This is a genomic window from Sphingomonas canadensis, from assembly GCF_026013525.1.
Classification (GTDB): Bacteria; Pseudomonadota; Alphaproteobacteria; order Sphingomonadales; family Sphingomonadaceae; genus Sphingomonas; species Sphingomonas canadensis.
On the sequence record NZ_JAPDRA010000011.1, the window covers coordinates 104,865 to 125,459 of the forward strand.

The 20,595-nt window shown below is 67.2% G+C and carries 23 protein-coding genes and 1 tRNA gene; 6 read left to right on the plus strand and 18 right to left on the minus strand.

From position 1 onward, the window contains the following. Positions 1-57: 57 nt before the first annotated feature. The 3 genes from hfq (at position 58) to OM513_RS18185 (ending at position 2,323) form a co-directional block, all read left to right on the plus strand. Positions 58-636 (plus strand): RNA chaperone Hfq, encoded by a 579-nt coding sequence (hfq, locus tag OM513_RS18175; RefSeq protein ID WP_264946179.1) that lies wholly within the window; start codon positions 58-60, stop codon positions 634-636. A gap of 3 nt (positions 637-639) precedes the next feature. Next, on the plus strand, positions 640-1,932 hold the full coding sequence (gene hflX, locus OM513_RS18180; RefSeq protein ID WP_264946180.1) for a GTPase HflX: 1,293 nt from the start codon (positions 640-642) through the stop codon (positions 1,930-1,932). Positions 1,933-1,996: 64 nt separating this feature from the next. Continuing rightward, complete coding sequence (locus OM513_RS18185; protein WP_264946181.1) at positions 1,997-2,323, plus strand: hypothetical protein; 327 nt, start codon at positions 1,997-1,999, stop codon at positions 2,321-2,323. A 30-nt stretch (positions 2,324-2,353) separates the two neighbouring features. Here the strand turns inward: OM513_RS18185 and mazG are convergent, their stop codons facing one another. From mazG to OM513_RS18235, 10 genes are all read right to left on the minus strand, one after another. Continuing rightward, complete coding sequence (gene mazG / locus OM513_RS18190; RefSeq protein WP_264946182.1) at positions 2,354-3,109, minus strand: nucleoside triphosphate pyrophosphohydrolase; 756 nt, start codon at positions 3,107-3,109, stop codon at positions 2,354-2,356. Positions 3,110-3,158: 49 nt separating this feature from the next. After that, a complete protein-coding gene (locus OM513_RS18195; RefSeq protein WP_264946184.1) occupies positions 3,159-3,398 on the minus strand; it encodes a hypothetical protein in 240 nt (79 codons plus the stop codon). Next, the gene (locus OM513_RS18200; RefSeq protein WP_264946186.1) at positions 3,395-4,165 is read right to left on the minus strand and encodes an MBL fold metallo-hydrolase; all 771 of its coding nucleotides are present in this window, start codon (positions 4,163-4,165) and stop codon (positions 3,395-3,397) included. Before OM513_RS18200 ends, OM513_RS18195 begins: the two co-directional genes overlap by 4 nt. Before the next feature lie 16 nt (positions 4,166-4,181). After that, positions 4,182-4,961 (minus strand): TatD family hydrolase, encoded by a 780-nt coding sequence (locus OM513_RS18205; RefSeq protein ID WP_264946187.1) that lies wholly within the window; start codon positions 4,959-4,961, stop codon positions 4,182-4,184. After that, positions 4,958-6,463 (minus strand): methionine--tRNA ligase, encoded by a 1,506-nt coding sequence (metG, locus tag OM513_RS18210; protein ID WP_264946189.1) that lies wholly within the window; start codon positions 6,461-6,463, stop codon positions 4,958-4,960. The genes OM513_RS18205 and metG overlap by 4 nt, the downstream gene beginning before the upstream one ends. 38 nt (positions 6,464-6,501) lie before the next feature. Continuing rightward, positions 6,502-6,819, minus strand: a complete 318-nt coding sequence (locus tag OM513_RS18215; RefSeq protein ID WP_264946191.1) for a hypothetical protein — start codon at positions 6,817-6,819, stop codon at positions 6,502-6,504. 53 nt (positions 6,820-6,872) lie between these two features. Continuing rightward, positions 6,873-7,853 (minus strand): DNA polymerase III subunit delta', encoded by a 981-nt coding sequence (locus OM513_RS18220; protein ID WP_264946193.1) that lies wholly within the window; start codon positions 7,851-7,853, stop codon positions 6,873-6,875. 40 nt (positions 7,854-7,893) lie between these two features. Further along, a complete protein-coding gene (locus OM513_RS18225) occupies positions 7,894-9,069 on the minus strand; it encodes a D-alanyl-D-alanine carboxypeptidase family protein (RefSeq protein WP_264946195.1) in 1,176 nt (391 codons plus the stop codon). A gap of 138 nt (positions 9,070-9,207) precedes the next feature. After that, on the minus strand, positions 9,208-10,278 hold the full coding sequence (locus OM513_RS18230) for an SPOR domain-containing protein (protein ID WP_264946196.1): 1,071 nt from the start codon (positions 10,276-10,278) through the stop codon (positions 9,208-9,210). After that, on the minus strand, positions 10,262-11,290 hold the full coding sequence (locus OM513_RS18235) for a lytic murein transglycosylase (protein ID WP_264946236.1): 1,029 nt from the start codon (positions 11,288-11,290) through the stop codon (positions 10,262-10,264). Before OM513_RS18235 ends, OM513_RS18230 begins: the two co-directional genes overlap by 17 nt. Before the next feature lie 172 nt (positions 11,291-11,462). On the opposite strand from OM513_RS18235, the gene OM513_RS18240 reads away from it, so the two are divergent. Both OM513_RS18240 and OM513_RS18245 read left to right on the plus strand, forming a co-directional pair. Then, a tRNA-Ser gene (locus OM513_RS18240) sits at positions 11,463-11,552 on the plus strand. A 34-nt stretch (positions 11,553-11,586) separates the two neighbouring features. Next, entirely contained in the window at positions 11,587-12,165 is a 579-nt protein-coding gene (locus tag OM513_RS18245; protein WP_264946198.1) for a hypothetical protein, read from the plus strand. A 185-nt stretch (positions 12,166-12,350) separates the two neighbouring features. Here OM513_RS18245 and OM513_RS18250 read toward each other — a convergent pair whose 3' ends face one another. The 4 genes from OM513_RS18250 to rpmE form a co-directional block, all read right to left on the minus strand. Beyond that, positions 12,351-13,025 (minus strand): class I SAM-dependent methyltransferase, encoded by a 675-nt coding sequence (locus OM513_RS18250; RefSeq protein ID WP_264946201.1) that lies wholly within the window; start codon positions 13,023-13,025, stop codon positions 12,351-12,353. Between the two features lie 108 nt (positions 13,026-13,133). Continuing rightward, positions 13,134-13,673, minus strand: coding sequence for a hypothetical protein (locus tag OM513_RS18255; RefSeq protein ID WP_264946203.1), 540 nt, complete (start codon positions 13,671-13,673; stop codon positions 13,134-13,136). A 115-nt stretch (positions 13,674-13,788) separates the two neighbouring features. Beyond that, positions 13,789-14,115 (minus strand): PilZ domain-containing protein, encoded by a 327-nt coding sequence (locus tag OM513_RS18260; protein ID WP_264946204.1) that lies wholly within the window; start codon positions 14,113-14,115, stop codon positions 13,789-13,791. A 78-nt stretch (positions 14,116-14,193) separates the two neighbouring features. After that, complete coding sequence (rpmE, locus tag OM513_RS18265) at positions 14,194-14,424, minus strand: 50S ribosomal protein L31 (protein WP_264946205.1); 231 nt, start codon at positions 14,422-14,424, stop codon at positions 14,194-14,196. Between the two features lie 170 nt (positions 14,425-14,594). Between rpmE and OM513_RS18270 the strand changes: the two genes are divergently transcribed. After that, on the plus strand, positions 14,595-15,053 hold the full coding sequence (locus tag OM513_RS18270) for a hypothetical protein (protein WP_264946206.1): 459 nt from the start codon (positions 14,595-14,597) through the stop codon (positions 15,051-15,053). Here the strand turns inward: OM513_RS18270 and OM513_RS18275 are convergent. From OM513_RS18275 to bamA, 4 genes are all read right to left on the minus strand, one after another. Next, positions 15,031-16,443 (minus strand): transglutaminase-like domain-containing protein, encoded by a 1,413-nt coding sequence (locus tag OM513_RS18275; protein WP_264946207.1) that lies wholly within the window; start codon positions 16,441-16,443, stop codon positions 15,031-15,033. The two genes, OM513_RS18270 and OM513_RS18275, sit on opposite strands and share 23 nt — an antisense overlap. 98 nt (positions 16,444-16,541) lie before the next feature. After that, complete coding sequence (gene fabZ / locus OM513_RS18280; RefSeq protein ID WP_264946208.1) at positions 16,542-17,021, minus strand: 3-hydroxyacyl-ACP dehydratase FabZ; 480 nt, start codon at positions 17,019-17,021, stop codon at positions 16,542-16,544. Then, positions 17,018-17,740, minus strand: a complete 723-nt coding sequence (locus OM513_RS18285; protein ID WP_264946209.1) for an OmpH family outer membrane protein — start codon at positions 17,738-17,740, stop codon at positions 17,018-17,020. Before OM513_RS18285 ends, fabZ begins: the two co-directional genes overlap by 4 nt. After that, complete coding sequence (bamA, locus tag OM513_RS18290; protein ID WP_264946210.1) at positions 17,740-20,535, minus strand: outer membrane protein assembly factor BamA; 2,796 nt, start codon at positions 20,533-20,535, stop codon at positions 17,740-17,742. The genes OM513_RS18285 and bamA overlap by 1 nt, the downstream gene beginning before the upstream one ends. Between the last annotated feature and the right edge of the window lie 60 nt (positions 20,536-20,595).

A 20,595-nucleotide genomic window follows, 5' to 3' on the forward strand; every position in this document is an offset into this window, starting at 1 on the left:
GCGCCGCGATCATGACGCCGCCCGCGAAACTGGACGCGGCGCGCGCGAGCCCCTAGATTGGTATGCGCGCGCCATGGTGGCGCGGCACTCCGACGCCGGGAAACGGCGCGTTGCGGGACAGATCCCGCCAAGAACAAGGTTCGTGCCATGGCCGACAAAGCGACTTCGCTCCAGGATCTCTTCCTCAACTCGCTGCGCCGTTCGAAGGTGCCCGTCACGATGTTCCTCGTGAAGGGCGTGAAGCTCCAGGGCATCGTCACCTGGTTCGACAATTTCTCGGTGCTGCTCCGCCGCGACGGCCAGTCGCAGCTCATCTACAAGCACGCGATTTCCACGATCATGCCGTCCGGCCCGGTCGATCTCGCCCCGGTTTTGGACGCGATGGGAGAGCATCAGCACAAGAACCCGGTTTTGCAGGAAATTTTCCTGAACGCCGTGCGCAAGGCGCAGGAAAATGTGACGATGTTCCTGGTCAACGGCGTGATGCTCCAGGGCCAGATCGTCGCGTTCGACCTGTTCTGCATGCTGCTCCAGCGGGAGGGCCTGGCCCAGCTCGTCTACAAGCATGCGGTGTCCACCATCCAGCCCGCCCGGCCGCTCAACCTCGCCGAGGAAGCCAACGGCACCGACGATTGAGCCATGAGTACCGGTTTCGAGCGTGACCCCGACGAATTCGCACGCGGGGCGCGCGCGGTGGTCGTTTATCCCGACATGGGCGGCTCCTCGCGCGATGCCGATGCGCGCCTGGAGGAGACGGCGGGACTGGCGGTCGCGATCGGGGTCGAGGTGGTCGAGAAGGTCGCGTTCCGGCTGCGCCAGCCGAAGCCGGGTACGCTGATCGGATCGGGCCAGGTCGAGGCGCTGGCGGAGACGGTGCGCGACAGCGAGCTTCAGCTAGCGGTGTTCGACGCGGCGCTGACGCCCGTGCAGCAGCGCAACCTGGAAGACGCGCTGAAGTGCAAGGTGATCGACCGCACCGGCCTGATCCTGGAAATCTTCGGCGAGCGGGCGCGGACGGCCGAGGGACGGCTTCAGGTGGAGCTGGCGCACCTCGACTATCAGGCCGGCCGGCTGGTGCGGAGCTGGACCCATCTTGAGCGGCAGCGCGGCGGCTTCGGCTTTCTGGGCGGCCCGGGCGAAACGCAGATCGAGGCGGACCGCCGCCTGATCCGCGACCGCATGGCCCGGCTGCGCCGCGAACTGGACCAGGTGAGCCGCACGCGCGGGCTGCACCGCGAACGGCGCCAGCGCGCGCCATGGCCGGTGATCGCGCTGGTCGGCTATACCAATGCCGGAAAGTCTTCGCTTTTCAATCGCCTGACCGGATCTGACGTCATGGCGGAAAACCTGTTGTTCGCCACGCTGGACCCGACGCTGCGCCAGGTGTCGCTGCCGGGGATCGACAAGGCGATCCTGTCAGACACCGTCGGCTTCGTATCGGAGCTGCCGACCCAGCTCGTCGCAGCGTTCAAGGCGACGCTGGAGGAGGTGGTGTCGGCCGATCTGCTGATCCACGTCCGCGACATCGCCCATCCCGACAGCGAGGCGCAGCGTGCGGATGTGGAGAAGGTACTCTCCGAAATCGGCGTGGCCGAGGAAACGCCACGCTTCGAGGCATGGAACAAGATCGACCTGCTGGAAGGCGAGCGGCGCGACGAGGTGCTGGCGCTGGCGGCGGCGCGCGAGGATGTGATGCCGGTGTCCGCGGTGACGGGGGAGGGGGTGGAACCCCTGATCGACGCCGTCGCCGCGAAGCTGACGCAGGGGCACCGCCGCTACACCATAGCGCTGGACCCTGCGGACGGCGCCGGCGCCGCCTGGCTGCACCAGCATGGCGAGGTGCTGGAACAGAGCATTGACGGCGATCGCGTGATCTATGAGGTCCGCATGGCCCCGCGCGACCATGAGCGGTTCGTTACGCGCGGATACTGACCCCACTTGACTGCACCGGGCGCTACGCCATGTTTCCGCGGCGTATCCAGGTGGGGAGTCTGTTATGTTCGTATCGATCGTTGCGTTGGCGCTGAGCAGCTTCCAGTCACTGCCCGATGGCTACACCAGCAAGATCACCGTGCGCGCCAGCGGCGGGATGTGCGTCACGGAATTCTGGACGACCGGCAACAGCGTGGGATATTCGGTCAATCTGCCGGCCACCGGCGTGTACGACGCGCTCGAGGGGATGATCAGCGGCAATCTGGATGCCAGCTCGGGCGCAAACGAGACGCCGCTTCTGGAAATGGCCCAGCGCAATGCCGGCCGCATCGAGAGCGCCTGCCTGCGCTCCGCCAACGGCGGCGGCGGCAGGTTCCCCGCGGCATCCTGAACGTCCTGGAACGGGGAAGGGGGCTGGCAGCTAGCGCTTTGCCTGCTGCCACAGCGCCTCCTTCGCCTCCAGGTCCAGCCCGGCAAAGGCATCGCCGGCGGCATCCTCCATCGCGCGGAAGCGCCGCTCGAATTTCGCGTTGGCGGCGCGCAGGGCGTTTTCGGGGTCCACGCCCAGCTTGCGCGCCCAGTTGACGACCGCGAACAGCAGATCGCCGATTTCCTCTTCACGCGCGGCATCGTCCGGGGCGGATTCCACCTCGGCGATCTCTTCGTCGATCTTGGCGCGGGCGCCGCTGGGGTCCGGCCAGTCGAAGCCCGTGCGCGCGGCACGCTTCTGGAGCTTTTCGGCGCGGGTGAGGGCGGGCAGGCCGATCGCCACCCCGTCGATGGCGCTTTCGTGCCCCTTCTCCCCCCGTTCCGCGGCCTTGATTTGTTCCCACAGGTGATGGCCGCCGCTTTCCGCGCCGAGGAAGATGTGCGGGTGGCGGCGCTCCATCTTGTCGGAAATGGCGGTGACGACGTCGCGGAGCGCGAACAGGCCGGCTTCCTGGGCCATGCGCGAATGGAAGATTACCTGGAGCAGCAGATCGCCGAGTTCGTCCTTAAGGTCCGCCATGTCGCGGCGCGCGATGGCGTCAGCGACCTCATAGGCTTCCTCGATCGTGTACGGCGCGATCGTATCGAACGTCTGCACCGTATCCCATTCGCAGCCGCATTCGGGATCGCGCAGCCGCGCCATAATCGCCACCAGCCGCTCGATGCCGCTCTCGCTGGCCTGGCTCATGCGAGGGGGGCCTTCCGCATCGGCATCTCCGTTGGAACGATAATATACATTATGTAAAATTTGTACCGGGATCGGCGCGAGGAGCCGCCGGGCTCCCCCCAAAACCGAACAATGCGCCGATCTCCGCGCGATAGCTGACCAGCAAGGCGATCACCGCGATCACCGCCAGCCAGCCCAGGATCGCGCGCACGGCAAAGCTAAGCGAGATGCGGTGTACCGTCAGCGCGCTGATCACCAGCACCATCGCAGCGACCAGCGTGATCGCGCTGCGGAGTTGGAAATCGCTCACGCCACAGCCTCCAGCCCGTCATATCCCGGCGCGACGCCCTCAGGCAGCGCGGCGGCGAGCGTAGCATAGTCCATCGACTGATCCATATGGACCAGCAGCGCGCGATCCGGCCGCAGTTCCGCGATCCAGCCCAGCGTCGCCTCCAGATGCGGATGCGTGGGATGCGGCGCGCGGCGCAGCGCATCGACCACCCACAGGTCCAGCCCTGCGAACAAATCGCGCATCCCGTTCGTCATGTCATGAAAGTCTGTAGAATATCCTACTGATTTTCCTTCATTTTCAAAGCGAATGCCCGCCGATGTGATGCCCCCGTGCGGCTGATCGGTCACGCGCACGGTGATGTCGCCGATGGTCACCGCGTCGGGCAGCAGCTCACCCGCAACGGTCGGCCGGTAACCGGCGCGGCCATAGAAGGCATAGGCGAAGCGCTGCTGGAGCTGTTCCAGCGCGAAGCCGCGCGCCAGTCCGCGCAACGGCACGCCGTCGTTCAGGTGCATCAACTGGCGCAGATCGTCGATACCGTGGCAGTGATCGGCATGATCATGCGTCCAGATCACCGCGTCCAGCCGGTCGACGCCGGCCGCCAGCAACTGTTCGCGCATGTCCGGGCTGGTATCCACCAGGATGCGCGTGCTTTCGGTGCTGACCAGGATCGACGCGCGCGTGCGCCGGTTGCGTGGATCGGCCGGATCGCAATCGCCCCAATCGCCGCCGATGCGCGGCACCCCCGACGAGGTGCCGGAGCCCAGGATGCGGACCTTCAGCATGCCGGGCCGCCGGGTTTCACGCGGCCGTCTTGGCGAACAGCGTGTGGAAGTTCCGCCGCGTCGCCTCCGCCAGCTCCTCTGCCGCCATGCCGCGCAACCCCGCCAGGAAGCGGCAGGTATCCGCCACGAACGCGGGCTCGCCGGTCTTGCCGCGATGGGGCACCGGGGCCAGGAACGGCGCGTCCGTCTCGATCAGCAGCCGCTCGATCGGCAGCCGCGCGGCGGTTTCCTGAAGCTCGCGGGCATTCTTGAACGTCACGATGCCCGAGATCGAGATATAGAAGCCCAGCTCCAGCGCGATATCGGCGAAGGCGCCGCTGGCGGTGAAGCAATGGATCACGCCAGGGAAGGCCCCCTTCCCCATCTCGTCGCGCAGGATTTCGGCGGTATCCTCCTCCGCGTCGCGGGTGTGGACGATGATCGGAAGCTGTGTCTCGCGCGCAGCCGCCAGATGCGCGCGGAAGCTGGCGCGCTGCCGGTCGCGGTCCGAATGGTCGTAATAATAGTCCAGCCCGCTCTCGCCGATGCCCACCACGCGCGGATGCGCGGCGCGTTCGACCAGCTTGGCGGTGTCGATGTGCGGATGCTCGTCCGCCTCGTGCGGGTGGATGCCCACGCTGGCCCAGACATCGGGCTCCCGCGCGGCCAGCGCGATCACCTCGTCCCATTCGCGCTCGCGCGTGGAGATGTTGAGCATCGCCGCGACGCCGCTCTCCCGCGCACGCGCCAGCACCTCGGCCTGATGCTCCACCAGCCCCTTGTAGTTCAGGTGGCAATGGCTGTCGGCGAGCTTCATGCGCCCTCCTGCAGCTCCAGCTTGGGGAATATGGGCGAAGGTGCCGGGAAGCGATAGCCGGGCGGCGGGATCGCCGGCCCCACCTGCTCCAGCAGCTTCGCGGCCGATTCGGGCACCACGGGCGCGATCGTCTCCGCCAGCATGCGGATGGCCTTCACCAGCGTGCGCAACACCGCGTGCATCCGCTCCGGATCGGTCTTGCGCAGCGCCCAGGGCGCCTGGGCGTCGATATACTGGTTGCAGGCGAACACGCCCGCCATCCACGCCTCGATCCCCTGGCCGAGCGCCAGATCCTGGAACGCGACGCGAAAGCCCGCGCGCGCCAGCTCCACCTCGGCCAGCAGCGCGGCATCGGCGGGATCGGCCCTCCCCTCCTCCGGGTACAGCCCGTCCAGGTTCTTGGCGATGAAGGCCAGCGTGCGCTGCGCCAGATTGCCGAAGCTGTTGGCCAGATCGGCATTGGCGCGGGTCACGATCGCCTCGTCGCTGAACGTGCCGTCCTGGCCGAAGCTGACGTCACGCAGCAGGAAATAGCGCAGCGCATCGACGCCATAGAGCCGCGCCAGCTCCATCGGATCGACGACATTGCCGACCGATTTCGACATCTTCTCCCCGCGATTGAGCAGGAAGCCATGTCCGAACACCTGCTTCGGCAGCGCGATCTTCGCCGACATCAGGAAGGCGGGCCAATAGACGGTGTGGAAGCGGACGATATCCTTGCCGATCAGGTGCAGGTCCGCGGGCCAGTATCGCGCCAGCTTCTCCGCTTCGCCGGGATAGCCCGCACCGGTCAGATAGTTGGTCAGCGCATCGACCCAGACGTACATCACATGCCCGGGCGAGCCCGGCACCGGCACGCCCCAATCGAAGCTGGTGCGGCTGACCGAGAGATCGACCAGCCCTCCCTCGACGAAGCGCAGGATCTCGTTCCGCCGCGCTTCCGGCCGGATGAAGTCCGGATTGGCGGCATAGAGATCGAGCAACGGCTGCTGATATTTGGAGAGGCGGAAGAACCAGGTTTCCTCGACGGTCCATTCGACGGGCGTTCCCTGGGGCGAAAGCTTCTGGCCCCCTTCCCCTTCGGTCAGCTCCTTCTCTTCGTAGAAGGCCTCGTCGCGCACCGAATACCAGCCCTCGTAGCGATCGAGGTACAGGTCGCCCGCATCCGCCATCGCCTGCCAGATCGCCTGGCTGGCGGCATAATGATCGGGCTCGGACGTGCGAATGAATCGATCGCACGAGATATCGAGTTTTTCCGCCATCTCACGGAAATATCCCGACATCTCGTCGGCCAGTTCGCGTGCGGTCATGCCGCGGCCGCGCGCCGTCTGGACCATCTTCAGCCCATGCTCGTCGGTGCCGGTCTGGAAGAATACGTCGCGGCCCTGGCTGCGCTGGAACCGGGCGATCGCGTCGGCCGCGATCATCTCATAGGCGTGGCCGATGTGCGGACGCCCGTTCGGATAATGGATCGCGGTGGTGATGTAATAGGGTTCGGCCATGCGCGCGCTTTAGGCGAATGCGCCCGGGCGGTGAACCCTCAGCCGAACAGTTTCTCCACCGGCACCGGCGCATCTTGAAGCGCCACGCCGGTCTTGCGTTCGTGGACCAGCCGGACGGCCTCCGCGATCTCGCGGTCGATGGTCTCGCGCTCGCCGGCGGGCAACTTGCGATAGCTCTCTTCGGACAAATGGTGCTTCTTCAGAACGGCCTCGCGCGCACGCTCTTCGGGCGTTTGCGATGCAGCCTTGCGGAAAGCCTCCAGAATCGCATCGAAGGTGCTGGAATCCTTGGCCTTCGTCGCGCTCCCCGGTGAGGTTCCGGTGGCAGTGGCGCCGCCGATTCCGGTTACGGTCATGCTATTTCCCCCTGTTCGGACGGGGGCATAGCCCGGTGCGGGTAAAGCCGCGCTTAAGCCCGCGCCAGCCGCGCGAGCAGCCCGCCCATCTCGAACACCGTCGCGGTCGCATCCAGCGACAGGCCCAGCGCCGCCCCGGCCAGATCGCGCGCGGCGTGATAGGCGTCCAGCGCGGCGCGCAGCGGCTCGCCCGATCGGCCGCGCGCGCGCTCCGCGATGAAGCTGGGCGCGCGGCCCAGGAACGCCTCGTATCGCGCCTGTGCCGCCTTGGCGCCCAGCGTGCGCGCCAGCCGGACACGGATCGCGTTGGAAGGGTCGCCGCCCTCGGCGATCGCCGTCATCTCCGCCTCCAGCGCCGCCAGGTCGAGCCCCGCGAAGCCTAGCGCGCGTCCGGGCGAGCCCTCCCCCGCCCGCACCAGCGCCGCGATCTCGTCCGCACCGGCATCGGGCAGCTCCGCGCGCAGGATCGCGGCCACCTGATCGTCCGCCAGCGGATCGAAGCGCAGCAGCCGGCATCGCGAACGAATCGTGGGCAGCAGCCGCCCTATCGCGTGCGAGACCAGCAGGAATATGGTGCCCTCCGGCGGTTCCTCCAGGCTCTTCAGCAGCGCGTTGGCGCCGCCGGGCTCAAGATCGTTGACCGAATCGATCACCACCACGCGGCGCCCGGAAAAGCTGGACTTGGTGGCGAACATCGCCTGCAGGCTGCGCACCTGGGCGATGGTGATCGATCGCGCCAGGCTTTCGTCGGGCTTGTCCGGGTCCTTGGGTAGCCGCACCAGCTCGCGGAAGTCGGGGTGCGCGCCGGACGCGATCAGATGGGCGGTGCGCGAATCCTCCGCAACGTCCCACGCGCCGCGCAGCGCAGCGGGCTCACCCGCCTCGGCCAGCAGCCGCGCTGCGGCGGCGCGGGCGAACGCGCCCTTCCCCAGCCCCTCCGGACCGGCGATCAGCCAGGCATGGTGCAGCGTTCCGCTGGCCATCGCTGCGGCAAGCGCCGCGCGCGCGGATTCGTTGCCGGGGAAGACGCTCATGCCACCCCTATCCCCTCCCCGGCGGGGAGGGGCAAGGGCCTCACATGCCGAACAGCGACAGGAAGCCCAGCCAGATCCGGCGGAAGAAGCCGGCCGGCGCCACATCCTTGTCCGCCACCAGCGGCAGCGTCTGTGCGCCCACGCCATCCGCGGTGGTGATCACCAGATCGGCGACGTGATCGCCCGCCTTGATCCCCTTCTCGCCCGGATCGATCGGACCCTGGTAGACGATCTTGGCCTGCATCCCCGGAGAGGTGCCGGCCGGGACGATCACCGACAGATCCTCGGGCGCCACCAGGCCCACCGTGCCCGCGCTGCCGCCCTGCACGTCGGCATCGCCCACCTTGCGGCCCTTGGCGACGACCTTCTGCGCCTTCCACGCGCCGAAGCCCCAGTTCATGAACTTGCGCGATTCCTCGGCGCGGCCGTTGAAGCTGTCGAGCCCGGCCACCACCATCACGATGCGCCGCCCGCCCTGCACCGCCGATCCGGTGAAGCCATAGCCGGCCTCTTCGGTATGGCCGGTCTTCAGCCCGTCCGCGCCCTGGACATGGCCGAGCAGCGGATCGCGGTTCTGCTGGGTGATGACCTTACCGTCGCTCAGCTTCCGGGTGTATTCGGTCTTGCTGTAGAACTGCTTGTAGAGGTCCGGATAATTCTGGATCGTCGCAGCGGCCAGCTTGGCCAGGTCGCGCGCGGTGACATAGGTGCGGCCCTCGTCCGGCCAGCCGTTGGAATTGCCGAAGCGGCTGTTGGTCAGGCCGATCTTCGCGGCATATTCGTTCATGCGGGTGACGAAGGCTTCCTCGGTCCCCGAAATGCCCTCCGCCAGCACGACGCAGGCATCGTTGCCCGAAAGCGTGATCACGCCATCGAGCAGATCCTTCACCGTCACTTCCTCGTCGGTTTCCAGGAACATGGTCGATCCCGCTTCCGGCCCGTGCCACTTGCGCCAGGTTTCGGGCCGCACCTTGAACTTCTGGTCGAGCTTGATCTCGCCCTTCTTGATCAGGTCGAACACCACATAGGCGGTCATCATCTTCGCCATGGATGCCGGCGGCATGCGGCGGTCCGCGTTCTTGTCGAGCAGCACCACGCCCGAGGTGAGATCGAGCATGAACGCCACCTGCGCCGGTGTGTCGAACGTGGGCGCGGAGGCCGCGGTGGGATAGGCGACGGCGATTGCCAGGAGCGAAGCAGCGAGCAGTTTCTTCATGTCTCTCGGGTCCAGAGGCTTGAGCGCCGGGCGGGGGACGGACGCCGCCCCCAGCGCCGCGACGCTGCGATGCCCAAGGCCTAGAGCATGTCGCGCGATTCTCAAATCGCCGAGCGTGACATCGGCGTCATTGATGCCTCACTGGCTGAAGACGCGCGCGTCCCCATAGCCCGCCTTCGCCGCGCGCGCCCGCGCCGCCTCTGCCTCGCCCGCACTGCGGAAGGGGCCGATCTGGATGCGGTACAGCCCGCCGCCGGGCTTCACGAAACCGCCCAGGCTGGTGGCGATCGATTGCGCGCGCGCGCTGTTCGACAGCGCCGCGACCTGGACGATAAAGCCGCCGCGCACGGGCGCCGCCGCCGGGCGCTGGGGCGCGGGCTGGGGGCGGTATGCCGGTTGCGAATAGGCCGGGGCGGAAGGCGGCGCATAAGCCTGGGCCGGCGGATAGGAGGGCGAATATGCCGGAGCCGCGGGCAGATGCTTGCGCAGCGCGGAAAGCAGCACGGGCGGCGTATCGGGGCGTTCGGACGCGGGCCGCCCCTCGCGCAGCGCCACGGCGTCCCCGGGCGAAGTGATCACCTTGCGCACGCGCACCGGCAGCAGCCCGGAAGCGCCGCCGCCCAGCAGCCGCGCGGCGCCGGGCGAGAGATCGACCACGTTGCCACCGGTCTCGGCCGATCCGGTGATCAGCACCAGGATCGTCTTGGCGGTATCGAGCGAGGTGACCTCCACGATCGTCCCGGCGGGAAGCGAACGGTGGACCGCGACGATGGCATTGCCGGAGGGATCGCCCCCCGCCACGCCGCGCACGCCGGCATAGCCGACCTCGTCGTACCGCACCTCGCCCGCCGCGCGCTGCGAGGAACCGGCGGGGCCTGCGGCACCGGCTGCCGGGTCCTGCCAGCCCTGGGGCGGTTGCGAATAGTCCTGGGCCGGGGGCTGATAGGCCGGATAGGCCTGCTGGGCCGGGGGCGCATAGCCCGCGCCGGGGGCGGCATAGCTGGCGCCCGGGCCGTCATAGGCGGGTGGCGGCGCGTCCCAGCTATCCGCCGGGCGCTCATAGCCGCCTGCGGGCGGATAGCCGCTCGCCTGCATGGGTTGCTGGGGCGCGGGCGGCATCGCGGCCGCGGGCGCTTCCTGAAAGCCATAGCCGCCGCCGCACCCGGCGAGCAGCAGCATCGGCGCGAAAAAGCTAGCGTTCCACCTCATCGGCCAGAAGGCCTACCGACAAAGCGTAAAAATTTGAGCAATTATAATCCAGGATCACGCGATAGTTGCCGGTGAGCAGATAGGCGGTCTTGCCCGGCCCGTCCGGCTCCAGCAGCGTGGCCTGCACGGCGTCGCCCGGCCAGGCCCGCGTCTGGGGCACGATTCCCAGCGCGCGCCACTCGGCCATCGACTTCCAGCGGCTGTGCCGGTCATGCACGCGGGGGCAGCGCGGGCTGACCGTGCGGTTCGCGATCGCGGCGCGATCCAGCCCCGCGGGCACATTGACCGCAAAGCCCCAGGGCTCGCCCGGGCGCCATCCGGCATCGACGAAATAATTGGCGATCGAAACCAGCGTGTCCGCCTCGCTCGACCACAGGTCGGCCAGCCCGTCGCCGTCGCCGTCACGCGCCAGGCGCAGATAGACGGAGGGCAGGAACTGCGGCCCGCCGAACGCGCCCGCCCAGCTTCCCACCAGCTTCTCGCGCGGGACGCCGCGGTCCATCATCTTCAGCGTGGCGATGAACTCGCTCGCGAACAGATCGCGCCGCCGCCCCTCGAACGCCAGCGTGGCCAGGCTGCGCGGCAGATCGAAATTGCCCATCACGCGGCCATAGCCGGTCTCATGCCCCCAGATCGCGACCATGATCGATTCGGGCACCCCGGTCTCGCGCTCGATCTTCTCCAGCCGCCAGCGCTGGCGCTGATAGGCCTGGCGCCCGCGGGCAATCCGATCGGCGTTCACATGGGTGCGGCGATAGGGCTCGAACGCGGGGATCGGCGAGTTGGCGCCGCCGCCCGGCTGCTGCCGGTCCAGCTCGATCACGCGGGGGTTGAAGGTGAGCGTGGGCATCACCGCGTCGATCGTGCGGCGCGACACCCCTTCCCGCTCGGCCTGGCGGGCAAGCTCTGCCAAATAGGTGCGGAACGCATCGTCCCCGCTCTGTGCCGCAACCGGCGCGCTGGCCGGCGCCGCCGCGAACAGCGCCACGGCCACGGCGCCCATCCAACGCATGATCATACCCGAACCCAGCATGCCGCGATTGTGGCACAGGCGGCGCCGCACATGAAGGCCCAAAGGACCGGCTCGCCGCCCCTCCCGGCCGGATCGCCGCCGCAACGAAGCGCCCCCCTTTCCCGCGTGGCCCCTTGCCTGCCCCCCGGCCGCGCCCTAGCAGGACGGGACCGGAAGAGTGTCCGAGTGGTTTAAGGAACCGGTCTTGAAAACCGGCGACGGGGCAACCCGTCCGTGGGTTCGAATCCCACCTCTTCCGCCATCTTTGCAACCGGTTGTCGCAAGAGGAAGAAAAAATGGCGCGACTCATTGGCATGGCATTGATCGGAGCGATCACCGTTTATCCGACTTCAGTGGCGGCCAAGGAGGACTTTCCTCCCAATGTAACAATTGCAAAAGACAAGACGGTCGAGATGATTGATTGGTCATTCCCGATTAATCAGCCGCTAGATTTTTCTCGCCTGAAACGCTGCGTAGCGACCAACATTCATGGCGACGAAGTTCAACTGCGCGACAGTGCGGGGTCATGGGTCGGACCAGCGACAGGAAATTATTACCAGCGCGACAATCGCGGCACCGCGCAAGCTCGCGACACATTTAAAATGGTTGACGACAAAGCTCAGTTTCTGATTGCTCAAGGCCAGACAGATAGAACATCTGGATTGTCGGGCTGGATCATTCGCTTCGATCTAGAAGCGGCTTTGGAACAGGGCCGCGTGACAATGACAATGCGCAACCTAAAGCTCGCGGCAAGCAACACTGGTTCACTTACAAATGACGGATTTCAGCCTCTGGGCAGTTGGTATCGGTTCAAGTCCAACTATGCGGCGCTGGAAGCTGTCGCTAACACCCTCAAGGCTTGCATCCTGGCCTAGCCGAAGCACTCCCATGTTCCGTTTTGCTCCCATGCTCGCAGGGTAGCAACAAAGGCAATCATGTCCCGCTGGTCCAGCGCCCCCGCTTTTGATTCCGGGCAGCACCTCGCGTTCAACCCAAGCGTCAAATGAACCGAACAGGAAATTCCGAGGACACTATACTCAACCCCTCTCCAAAGGCGCTCTCATCCCGCCCGCCGGAAAGTCGCCACCAGGTACGATGCCAGGTCCGGCGCCAGCGCGCAGGCAAGGCTGTCGAGCGGGCGGAGCGGCATGCGTAGCGCGGCGGGGAGGCGGTGGATGGGGAGCATCAGCGTGCCGTCCATCCGCTCCAGCTCCAGCCCCGCCGCACGGCCCAGCGCGGCGAACTCGCCCTGCGTCAGGCTGGTAGAACCGTGCCAGCCGTCCGCCCGGCGGCGGCCCAGCCCGCGCCGCGTGGCGGACGCGCAATCGACCACGAAGACGCCGCCGGGCTTCAGCACCCGTGCCACCTGGGCCAGCAGCCCCGCCACGCTGGGGCCGTCCAGGTGCATGAGCACGTGGAAACAGGTCGCCCCGTCGAAGCTTGCATCGGCGAAGGGCAAGGCGGCGGTGGCGTCCGCCACCTCGAATTGCTTGCCCGGGTGCTTGGCCGTTGCGATCCGGACGCTCTCGGCGCTGGCGTCGCAGCCATGGGTGGCGAAGCCGGTCAGCCGCCCGGTACCGCAGCCCACGTCGAGCACCGCGCCCGAAAGCCCGCGCGTGGCGCCCAGGATCGCGCGCTCCTGCTCGTCCACGAAGCGGCCATAGGTGCCGGCGAAGCGATCGGAATCATATTCCGGTGCCAGCCGGTCGTAATAATCGACAATTGCCTTATCCATCGGCGCCGCCCCCTGCCCCGTTCCCACGCGAAACGGCGATCATGGCATCCGATGCGCCCGCGCGTCCACCGGCCGCCGCGATTTTCCGGGAATTCCCGCCTGGGCGGATCAGTCGCGCGGCTGGGTCAGGCGCGGGATCGTGTTCAGCACCGCCGCCGGAATGCCGCCGCCGATGCTCAGCACCGGGCTGTCGGTCTGGCCGTCGATGCGCAGCACCAGCCGCCCCTCAAGCGCGGTAGGCGGGCGCATCCGCCGGCTGAGCGCATCGCGCACCGCATAGCGGGCGCCCTCCCCGCTCAGCACGTCCGGCAGCGCGGCCCGCGCGCCCGCAGCGGGATCAAGCGAAGGAATACCCGCGAAACTGAGGGTGAACCCCGGCCGTGGCACATTCTCGCCGAACGGGGAATCGACCTGGGGAGCAACGCGCATCCCCTCGAACGCGGCGATCTCCGTGCGCGGGGGCGCATCCTGCGTTCTACCGCGCACATCGTAGCGGCGCAGCTCCGGGCTGTCGGCGATCGGAACCGGCGCGCGCGCGGTGCCAAGCGTCACGTTGCTGTCCAGCATCAGCAAGGCCAGCGTATCGGGAACGGGGGTGTAGCTGGCGCCCCCGCTTGCCGCAGCAGGCGTGGCCCCAATCACAGCCATTGCGCAGACGAACGAACGCGCCAGCATCACTGCCCCCATTCAGCGAATGGCGCGGACGATGGCCGGATTCGATGGTTAACGCAATCTTGCAATTAGCGGGGCGAAAACACCCGCATCATTGCGCCGTAAGCAGCGCAAAAGCCTCATCCGTAAGCGGGTTGAGGAACTCCACGCCCGCCTCGAAATCGCCGGCCCACACGATGCGGGCGGCGCAATGTCCCACTTTGGGAAGCGTCAGCCAGATGGTCGTGCCTTGGCGCAGTTCCGAATAGGCCTGGAGCCGGGCGCCATGCGCGGAGATGTCCGTGATCTTGCACAACGCGCGATCGATGCCGCCGCGGCCGATGCGCGCGTCGAGCGAAACCGGCGCGCGGGGGCTCCGCCGCCGGCCAAGGCTTTCAGCCGGTTCGAATTCCGCTGCGAATGCGATTGCCTTCTCCATGACCGGGAAGGCTAAGCCCCTGTGGCTAACGGCGCGTTAACGGCGATCCGGGATCGCCGCCACGCGCCGCACGCCGGATCACTTCTTCGAAAGCGAGAGGCCGCCGAAGCGCTTGTTGAAGCGCGCCACCTGGCCGCCGGCATCGAGCAGGCGCTGGTTGCCGCCGGTCCACGCCGGGTGCGAGGTCGGATCGATCTCGAGCATCAGCGTGTCGCCTTCCTTGCCCCAGGTCGAGCGCGTCTCGTAGACGGTGCCGTCGGTCATCTGCACCTTGATCATGTGATAGTCGGGGTGCGTGTCTTTCTTCACGGGTCTGTTCCTTTGGAAAGCCGCCGGTTTCCGACCGGCAGCGGACGCGCGCGCCTAGCAGAGCCGGCGCGACGGCGCAACCTTGGCGGCGCGGCGGCATCGACAGGCAGGCCGCGAAGGCATAACATTGCGCCCGCGACGCCGGATCGCGCGCGATACGAGAGGACGCCATGGCCATGTTCCCGCGAATCGACAGCCCCTGCCCCTATAAGGCGCAGCTCGACGAGGTGATGGACGGCCAGTTCTGCCGGATGTGCAAGCGCGACGTGCATGACCTGACCGCGATGGACGAAGCCGCCCGCCGCGCCTTCCTGGCCGGTTGCGAGACCGAGGTCTGCGTCTCCTATCGCATCCCCGCGCTCCGCCCGGCGCTGGCTGCGGCGGCGCTGGCCGCTTCGGTCGCGGCGCTTCCAGCGGCGGCCCAGTCGAGCGATCCGGCACCGGTGGAGGCCGCCGATATCGACGCGGCCTATGAGGATCTGGACGTGATCATCGTCGGCGGGATCACCGATCCGAAGAACACCGCCAAGGCCGAAGATGCCGCCGACGCGGAGATCCCCGAACTGCCTGTGGTGGTGGAAGAGCCCGGCCCCGCCCCCCGGGCGGTCAGCGTGCCGGCACGCTCCTGACCTCGCTCATCGTTTCCCAGCGGAGCAGGCTGGCGAGCTGATTGGCCGCGGCGATGGATCGCGCATCGCCATCGCCAACGGTCAGCACGATATGGGCGGAATCGAACGCCTCCAGCGCTAGATCGAAGCTCCGCCAGCGTCCATCGGCCCAGGCCAGCACCCAGCTATGCGGCATGAAGGCGTTGCTGACGCCATGATAGCGCGCCCGGGAATAGGCCAGGCCGTTCGCGACCTTGGCGGGGATGCCCGCCGCCCGGGCCAATGCGGCGAGCAGCACCGCCGCCTCCGTGCAATCGCCCGACTGGCGGCGGATCGTCTCCAGCGCGGAGAAATGGCCGACGAAGCTGACCTTGCGGATATAGGGCCGTGCCTCCTCCAGCAGCAGTTCCATCTTGCGCATGTCCGATATCTTCATGCGAGCGAAGGGCGCGGCGATGGCCCGGATGCGCGGGTGATCGCTCTGCAGCCACGGCGTAGGCCGCAGCGCGGCTGCCAGCGCGGCAGGATCACTGGCCAGGCCGGGGCCGCAATCGCCGCAGATGTCCAGCGTCAGCGATCCGCCCGCCATCGTCACGCGCTGCTCGCCCGTCTCCGGCGGCGCGAAGACGATGCCGTCCGTGAAGCCGAAGCGATAGCGGATATGCCCGCTCATCGCGGCGGGCGGGATGCGATAGGGCGATTTCACCATCGCGTTGGTGACCAGCCGGTATGGCGGGCGCGATTTCATCGCCTCCTCGCGCGTTGCCGGGGCGATGGTCACGCTCGTCCCGAACATCGGCTGGTGCGATTCCAGGATGCGCCCGTCCGCGCCGATCACCAGCCGCGCGACACCGCGCAACTCGCCGCCCTCATAGCGTTTGCGCAGCGCGGTGAAGCCGCCGCCGGGCGCCGCGGGGCCGGGGATGGGCTCGATCGTCACGCGCTCTACCGCCATCGCGTCCAGGTTGAAGGCCGCGAAGCTGAGCGCCGGGTCCCGCGCGCGATCCCATCGTGCGATCAGGCCGCTGCCGCCATCGAAGCGCACCCCGGCGGGCAGCGGCACGCGGATCACCTGGCGATCGGCGCCGGACTCGCGGGTGATCACGGCCACGCCCGCCTCGAACCGTGCCGTCATGCGCAGCGTCACGCGGGTTCCCGTGCGCACCGTGCGGGCGATCGACACCGGCACGCCCCGGGCATCGAACCGGGTCCGCGTTTCCTCTACGACGCGCCGCGCGCCCGAGCCGCCGTCGTCCAACCACACCTGCTGCGTCTCGAAGGTCTCGCGGCCCGATCCGGCGGGCATGCCAGTGCGTGAGCCATGGCCGATCCAGTCACCGTTGCCGGCGAGGATCGCATACCAGCCGGAATCGTCACGCGCCTGCCCCGCCCCGGCCGGGCCAGCGAGCATCAGGGCAAGGAAAGCCGAAGCCGCAAGGGCACGCCCGCGCCAGGGCGAAGGGGCGGACGCGGCCCGGTCCCTCATCGAAGAGGCCAAGCCGCGCGCCTTCAGGCCGAGGGCGGGTCCGCGATCATCGCGGTGAATTCGCACTCGGTCGCCAGATCGTCGCCCAGATAGGCCTTGCCCGCGAACTTGCAGATTCGCGCGCGCTTCTGGACGAAGGAAACCTCAAGCCGCAGCAGCACCCCCGGCTCCACCGGCTTGCGGAACTTCACGCCATCGATCGACATGAAATAGACGAGCTTGCCCGATCCGGCGAGGCCCAGGCTTTCCACCGCGAGCACGCCCGCGGCCTGCGCCAGCGCCTCGACCTGCAGCACGCCGGGCATGATCGGCCTTCCCGGGAAATGTCCCTGGAAGAATGCCTCGTTGATCGACACCGCCTTGATGGCGACGATGCGTTCGTCGGGGATCAGCGTCTCGACGCGATCGACGAGCAGCATCGGATACCGGTGCGGCAGCGCCGCCATCACCCGGGTAACGTCGAGGGGGCCGATGGCGGCCCCCTCGTTTGCGTCGCCGCTCACCGGCCGGAAGGCTGCTGCGGCTTGAGCGCGGCCGGTGCGGCCGGAGCCGGGGCTCCCGGAGCCGGGTTCGCCGCACGCGCACGTTCGGCCAGCGCGCGAAGGATCTGGCGATACTGAACAAGCTGCTGCTGCATGTTGATCAGGTCGCGCGAGGGCTGCCAGTTCGACGGGGGCGCGGTGACCGGAATGGCCGGCTGCTTGTCGATCTCGGCGGTGATCGTGGCGGTGATATCCGACGAATCCGGCGCATAGATGAACGCCGACGGCGAAAGCACGACGTTGATCTTCTTGTCGGTCACGACCTTCTTCAGCGCGGTCTCATAGCCCTTGTAGAGCTGCTGGACGCCATAGGCCTGCGCGCGCGCGACCGGATCGGTCAGCGTGCCGATCTCCGCGTCCAGCGCGTTGGCCTGGGTGACGGCAGGATTCTTGGCCGCGATAGCGGCGTTCTGCTCGTTCTCGTCGAGGGTGCCGTCTCCGTTCTTGTCCAACGGGGCCAACAGCGCCTGGCGAGCCGCTTCCTTAGCCTTGGCCTGGTCGAGATTGCTCTTGAACATCGTCTCGACCGACTGAACCAAGGTCGTGTACGCCTTGGAATTGCCGATCGCGACGACCGGGTCGGCCTGGGCGATGCCGGCGACCTGCGCCTGCGCGGGGGCGGCGGCGGCAATCGCCGCCGGGGCCGCGGCCGCAGCAAGAATCCACGTGCTCAGTTTCATTAGAATGCAGTCCCTACATTGAAGGTGAAGAGTTTCGGATCGTCGCCGTCGACGGTGATCAGCGCCTTCGATACGTCGATGCGCAGCGGTCCGAAAGGAGAGTTCCAGTTCACGCCGAAGCCCACCGAGATACGCGGCTTCGGCGAATCGCCCACGAAACGCTCCAGGAAGGGCGCGGTCTGCACATTGTAGATCGAGTTGATCGAGGTGCCGACGCAGCTTCCCGGATTGAACGGCGTGGTCGAGGAGACAGCGGTATAGCCCACCTGGCACGGCGTCAGCAGCCCGACGTTGGTCGCGTCGGTCAAGCCCACCTGATAGAGCTGGTTGCCGAAGCTGTCCTTGATGTAATTGTCCTTGGGCAGCAGCGTCGGCGAGCCATCGGAGTTGAACAGCAGCGCGCCGGTTCCCGGATCGGTCGCCTGGGTGAACTGGATCGTCGCGGCGGGCCGGTCGATGCTCCACAGCGCGCCGACCTGGGCGAAGATCGACGGGCGCAGGCCCAGTTCGGCCGCGCCGGAGCCCAGCGGGATCTCCAGCTCGGCCTTGCCCAGATAATAGCCCTTGCCGCCCAGCGAGTCGTCGATGATCTGGTTGCGGTCGGTGATCAGCGTCTGGGTGCCCGTCAGCGGATCGCCCGTGTAGCCGATGCGCTGCACGCGCGGGCCGATGCCGCGGATGTCGAAGCCGCGGAACTGCGGCTCGCCCAGGAAGAAGCGATCGGTGATCCGCACCGAATCGATGCCCGCGCCCGGCGACTTCTCCAGCGACTTGATGTAGCCGCCCTCGCCCGACAGCGAGAAGATCCAGCCGCCGCCGAGGTGCCAGTATTTGTCGGCGTCCACGCGGCCGCGCAGATATTTCACATCGCCGCCCAGGCCGGCGAAATCGGTGCCGATCACCAGCCGCGTGCCGCGCGACGGGCGGATACGGCTGTTCAGGCTGTCGTAGATGAACGAAATGCCGAGCTGGGAGGTGATGCGCTTGCCCACCGCCTGGCAATAATAGACGCCGGCCTTCAGCGGATCGCAGGTATCCAGCGTGCCGTCGCCATTGGTGTCGACATAGAAGGTGCTGCGATCGAGCGACACCTCGTCCTGCTTCAGCGTGTAGCGGCCGGACAGCGTCCAATATTCGGTGATCGGCACGCCGCTGACGAGCTGGAAGCCGGTCGAAACCTGGCTGTAGGTCGTGTTGCGGTCCGAACCGATATAGTTGAACGAGTTATAGTCCTGCCGGAAGACCGTCGCACCAAGCGCGATGTTCTTGTCGAACAGATAGGGCTCGGTGAAGCCCAGCTCGACCGACTTGGCATAGGTCGAATAATCGACCGAGGCGGACAGCACCTGCCCCTTGCCGCGGAAGTTGCGCTGACGGACCGACGACTGGATGATGAACCGCTCAAGGCTGGAGAAGCCGGCCGACAGCGTCAGCTCGCCGGTGGCCTTCTCCTCCACATTGGCGGACAGCACGATGCGGTCCGGCGCCGATCCTTCCTTGCGCTCGATCTCGAACTTGTCCTGGAAAAAGCCCAGGCTGTTGATGCGGTCCTGCGAACGCTTGACCAGGAAGGTGTTGAAGGCATCGCCCTCCGCCACGCGCATCTCGCGGCGGATCACCTTGTCCTGCGTCTGCGTGTTGCCGGTGATCTCGATCCGCTCGATATAGGTTCGGTTGGCCTCGGCGATGTTGAAATTGAGGCTCATCGTGCGCGTTTCGGCGTCGCGCTGGAACTCCGGCCGCACGTCGGCGAAGGCATAGCCGAACAGGCCGGCGGTCTCCGAAAGCGAGTCGACCGAATCCTCGACCAGCTTCGCGTTGTACCAATCGTCCTTCTTGATCGGCAGCGCGGCGGCGAGCTTCTTGTCGTCGAAATCGCGGATCGCGCTGTCGACCGTCACGTCGCCGAACTTGTAGCGCTCCCCTTCCTCGACCACATAGGTGATGATGAAGTCGCGCTTGTCGGGCGTCAGCTCGGCGACGGCGGAAACCACGCGAAAATCGGCATATCCCTGCGTCAGGTAGAACTGGCGCAGCTTCTGCTGGTCATAGGCCAGGCGATCCTGGTCGTAGCTGGTGTTCGAGCTGAAGATGCTGGTCAGGCGCGCCTGCTTGGTCGCCATCTCGCCGCGCAGCTTGCCGTCGCTGAACACCTCGTTGCCGATGATGTTGATCTGGCGGACCTTGGACTTCGGCCCCTCGCGAATCTCGAAGATCACGTCGACGCGGTTCTGGTCGAGCATGACCATCTTGGGCTCGACGGTGGCGGCGAAGCGGCCCTGGCGGCGATACAGCTCGATGATCCGCGCCACGTCCGCGCGCACGGCGGGACGGGTGAAGATCTGGCGCGGCGCGAGCTTGATCTCCTTCTGGATCTTGTCGTTCTTCAGCCGCTTGTTGCCCTCCAGCACCACGCGGTTGATGACCGGATTTTCCTTGATCCGGATCACGATGTCGCCGGTTTCCACGCCGGCGATCTCGACATCGGCCAGCAGCTCGGACGCCAACAGGTCCTTGATCGCCTGGTCGATCGTCTCGTTGGTGTAGACGTCGCCCACGCGCAGCTTGGTGTAGGACAGCACCGTATCGGGCTCGATACGCTGCGATCCGTCTACGCGCAGCGTGCGCACCGTCTGCTGCTGCTGCGCCGGCACGGCCGGAGCCGCGGGCGCGGCACCCGGAACCGTCTGCGCCACGGCCGGGACGCCAAGTCCCAGCCCCGAAAGCATCGTGCCTGCAAGAAGCGTTGTGGTGGCGCGCGCGCCCATATTCCTCGCCTTGTTCGCTGTCACCATCCCACCCCAGTCGGAACCAATACCACTCCGGCCAGCACGCGGCTGGACACCGCCCTGCCC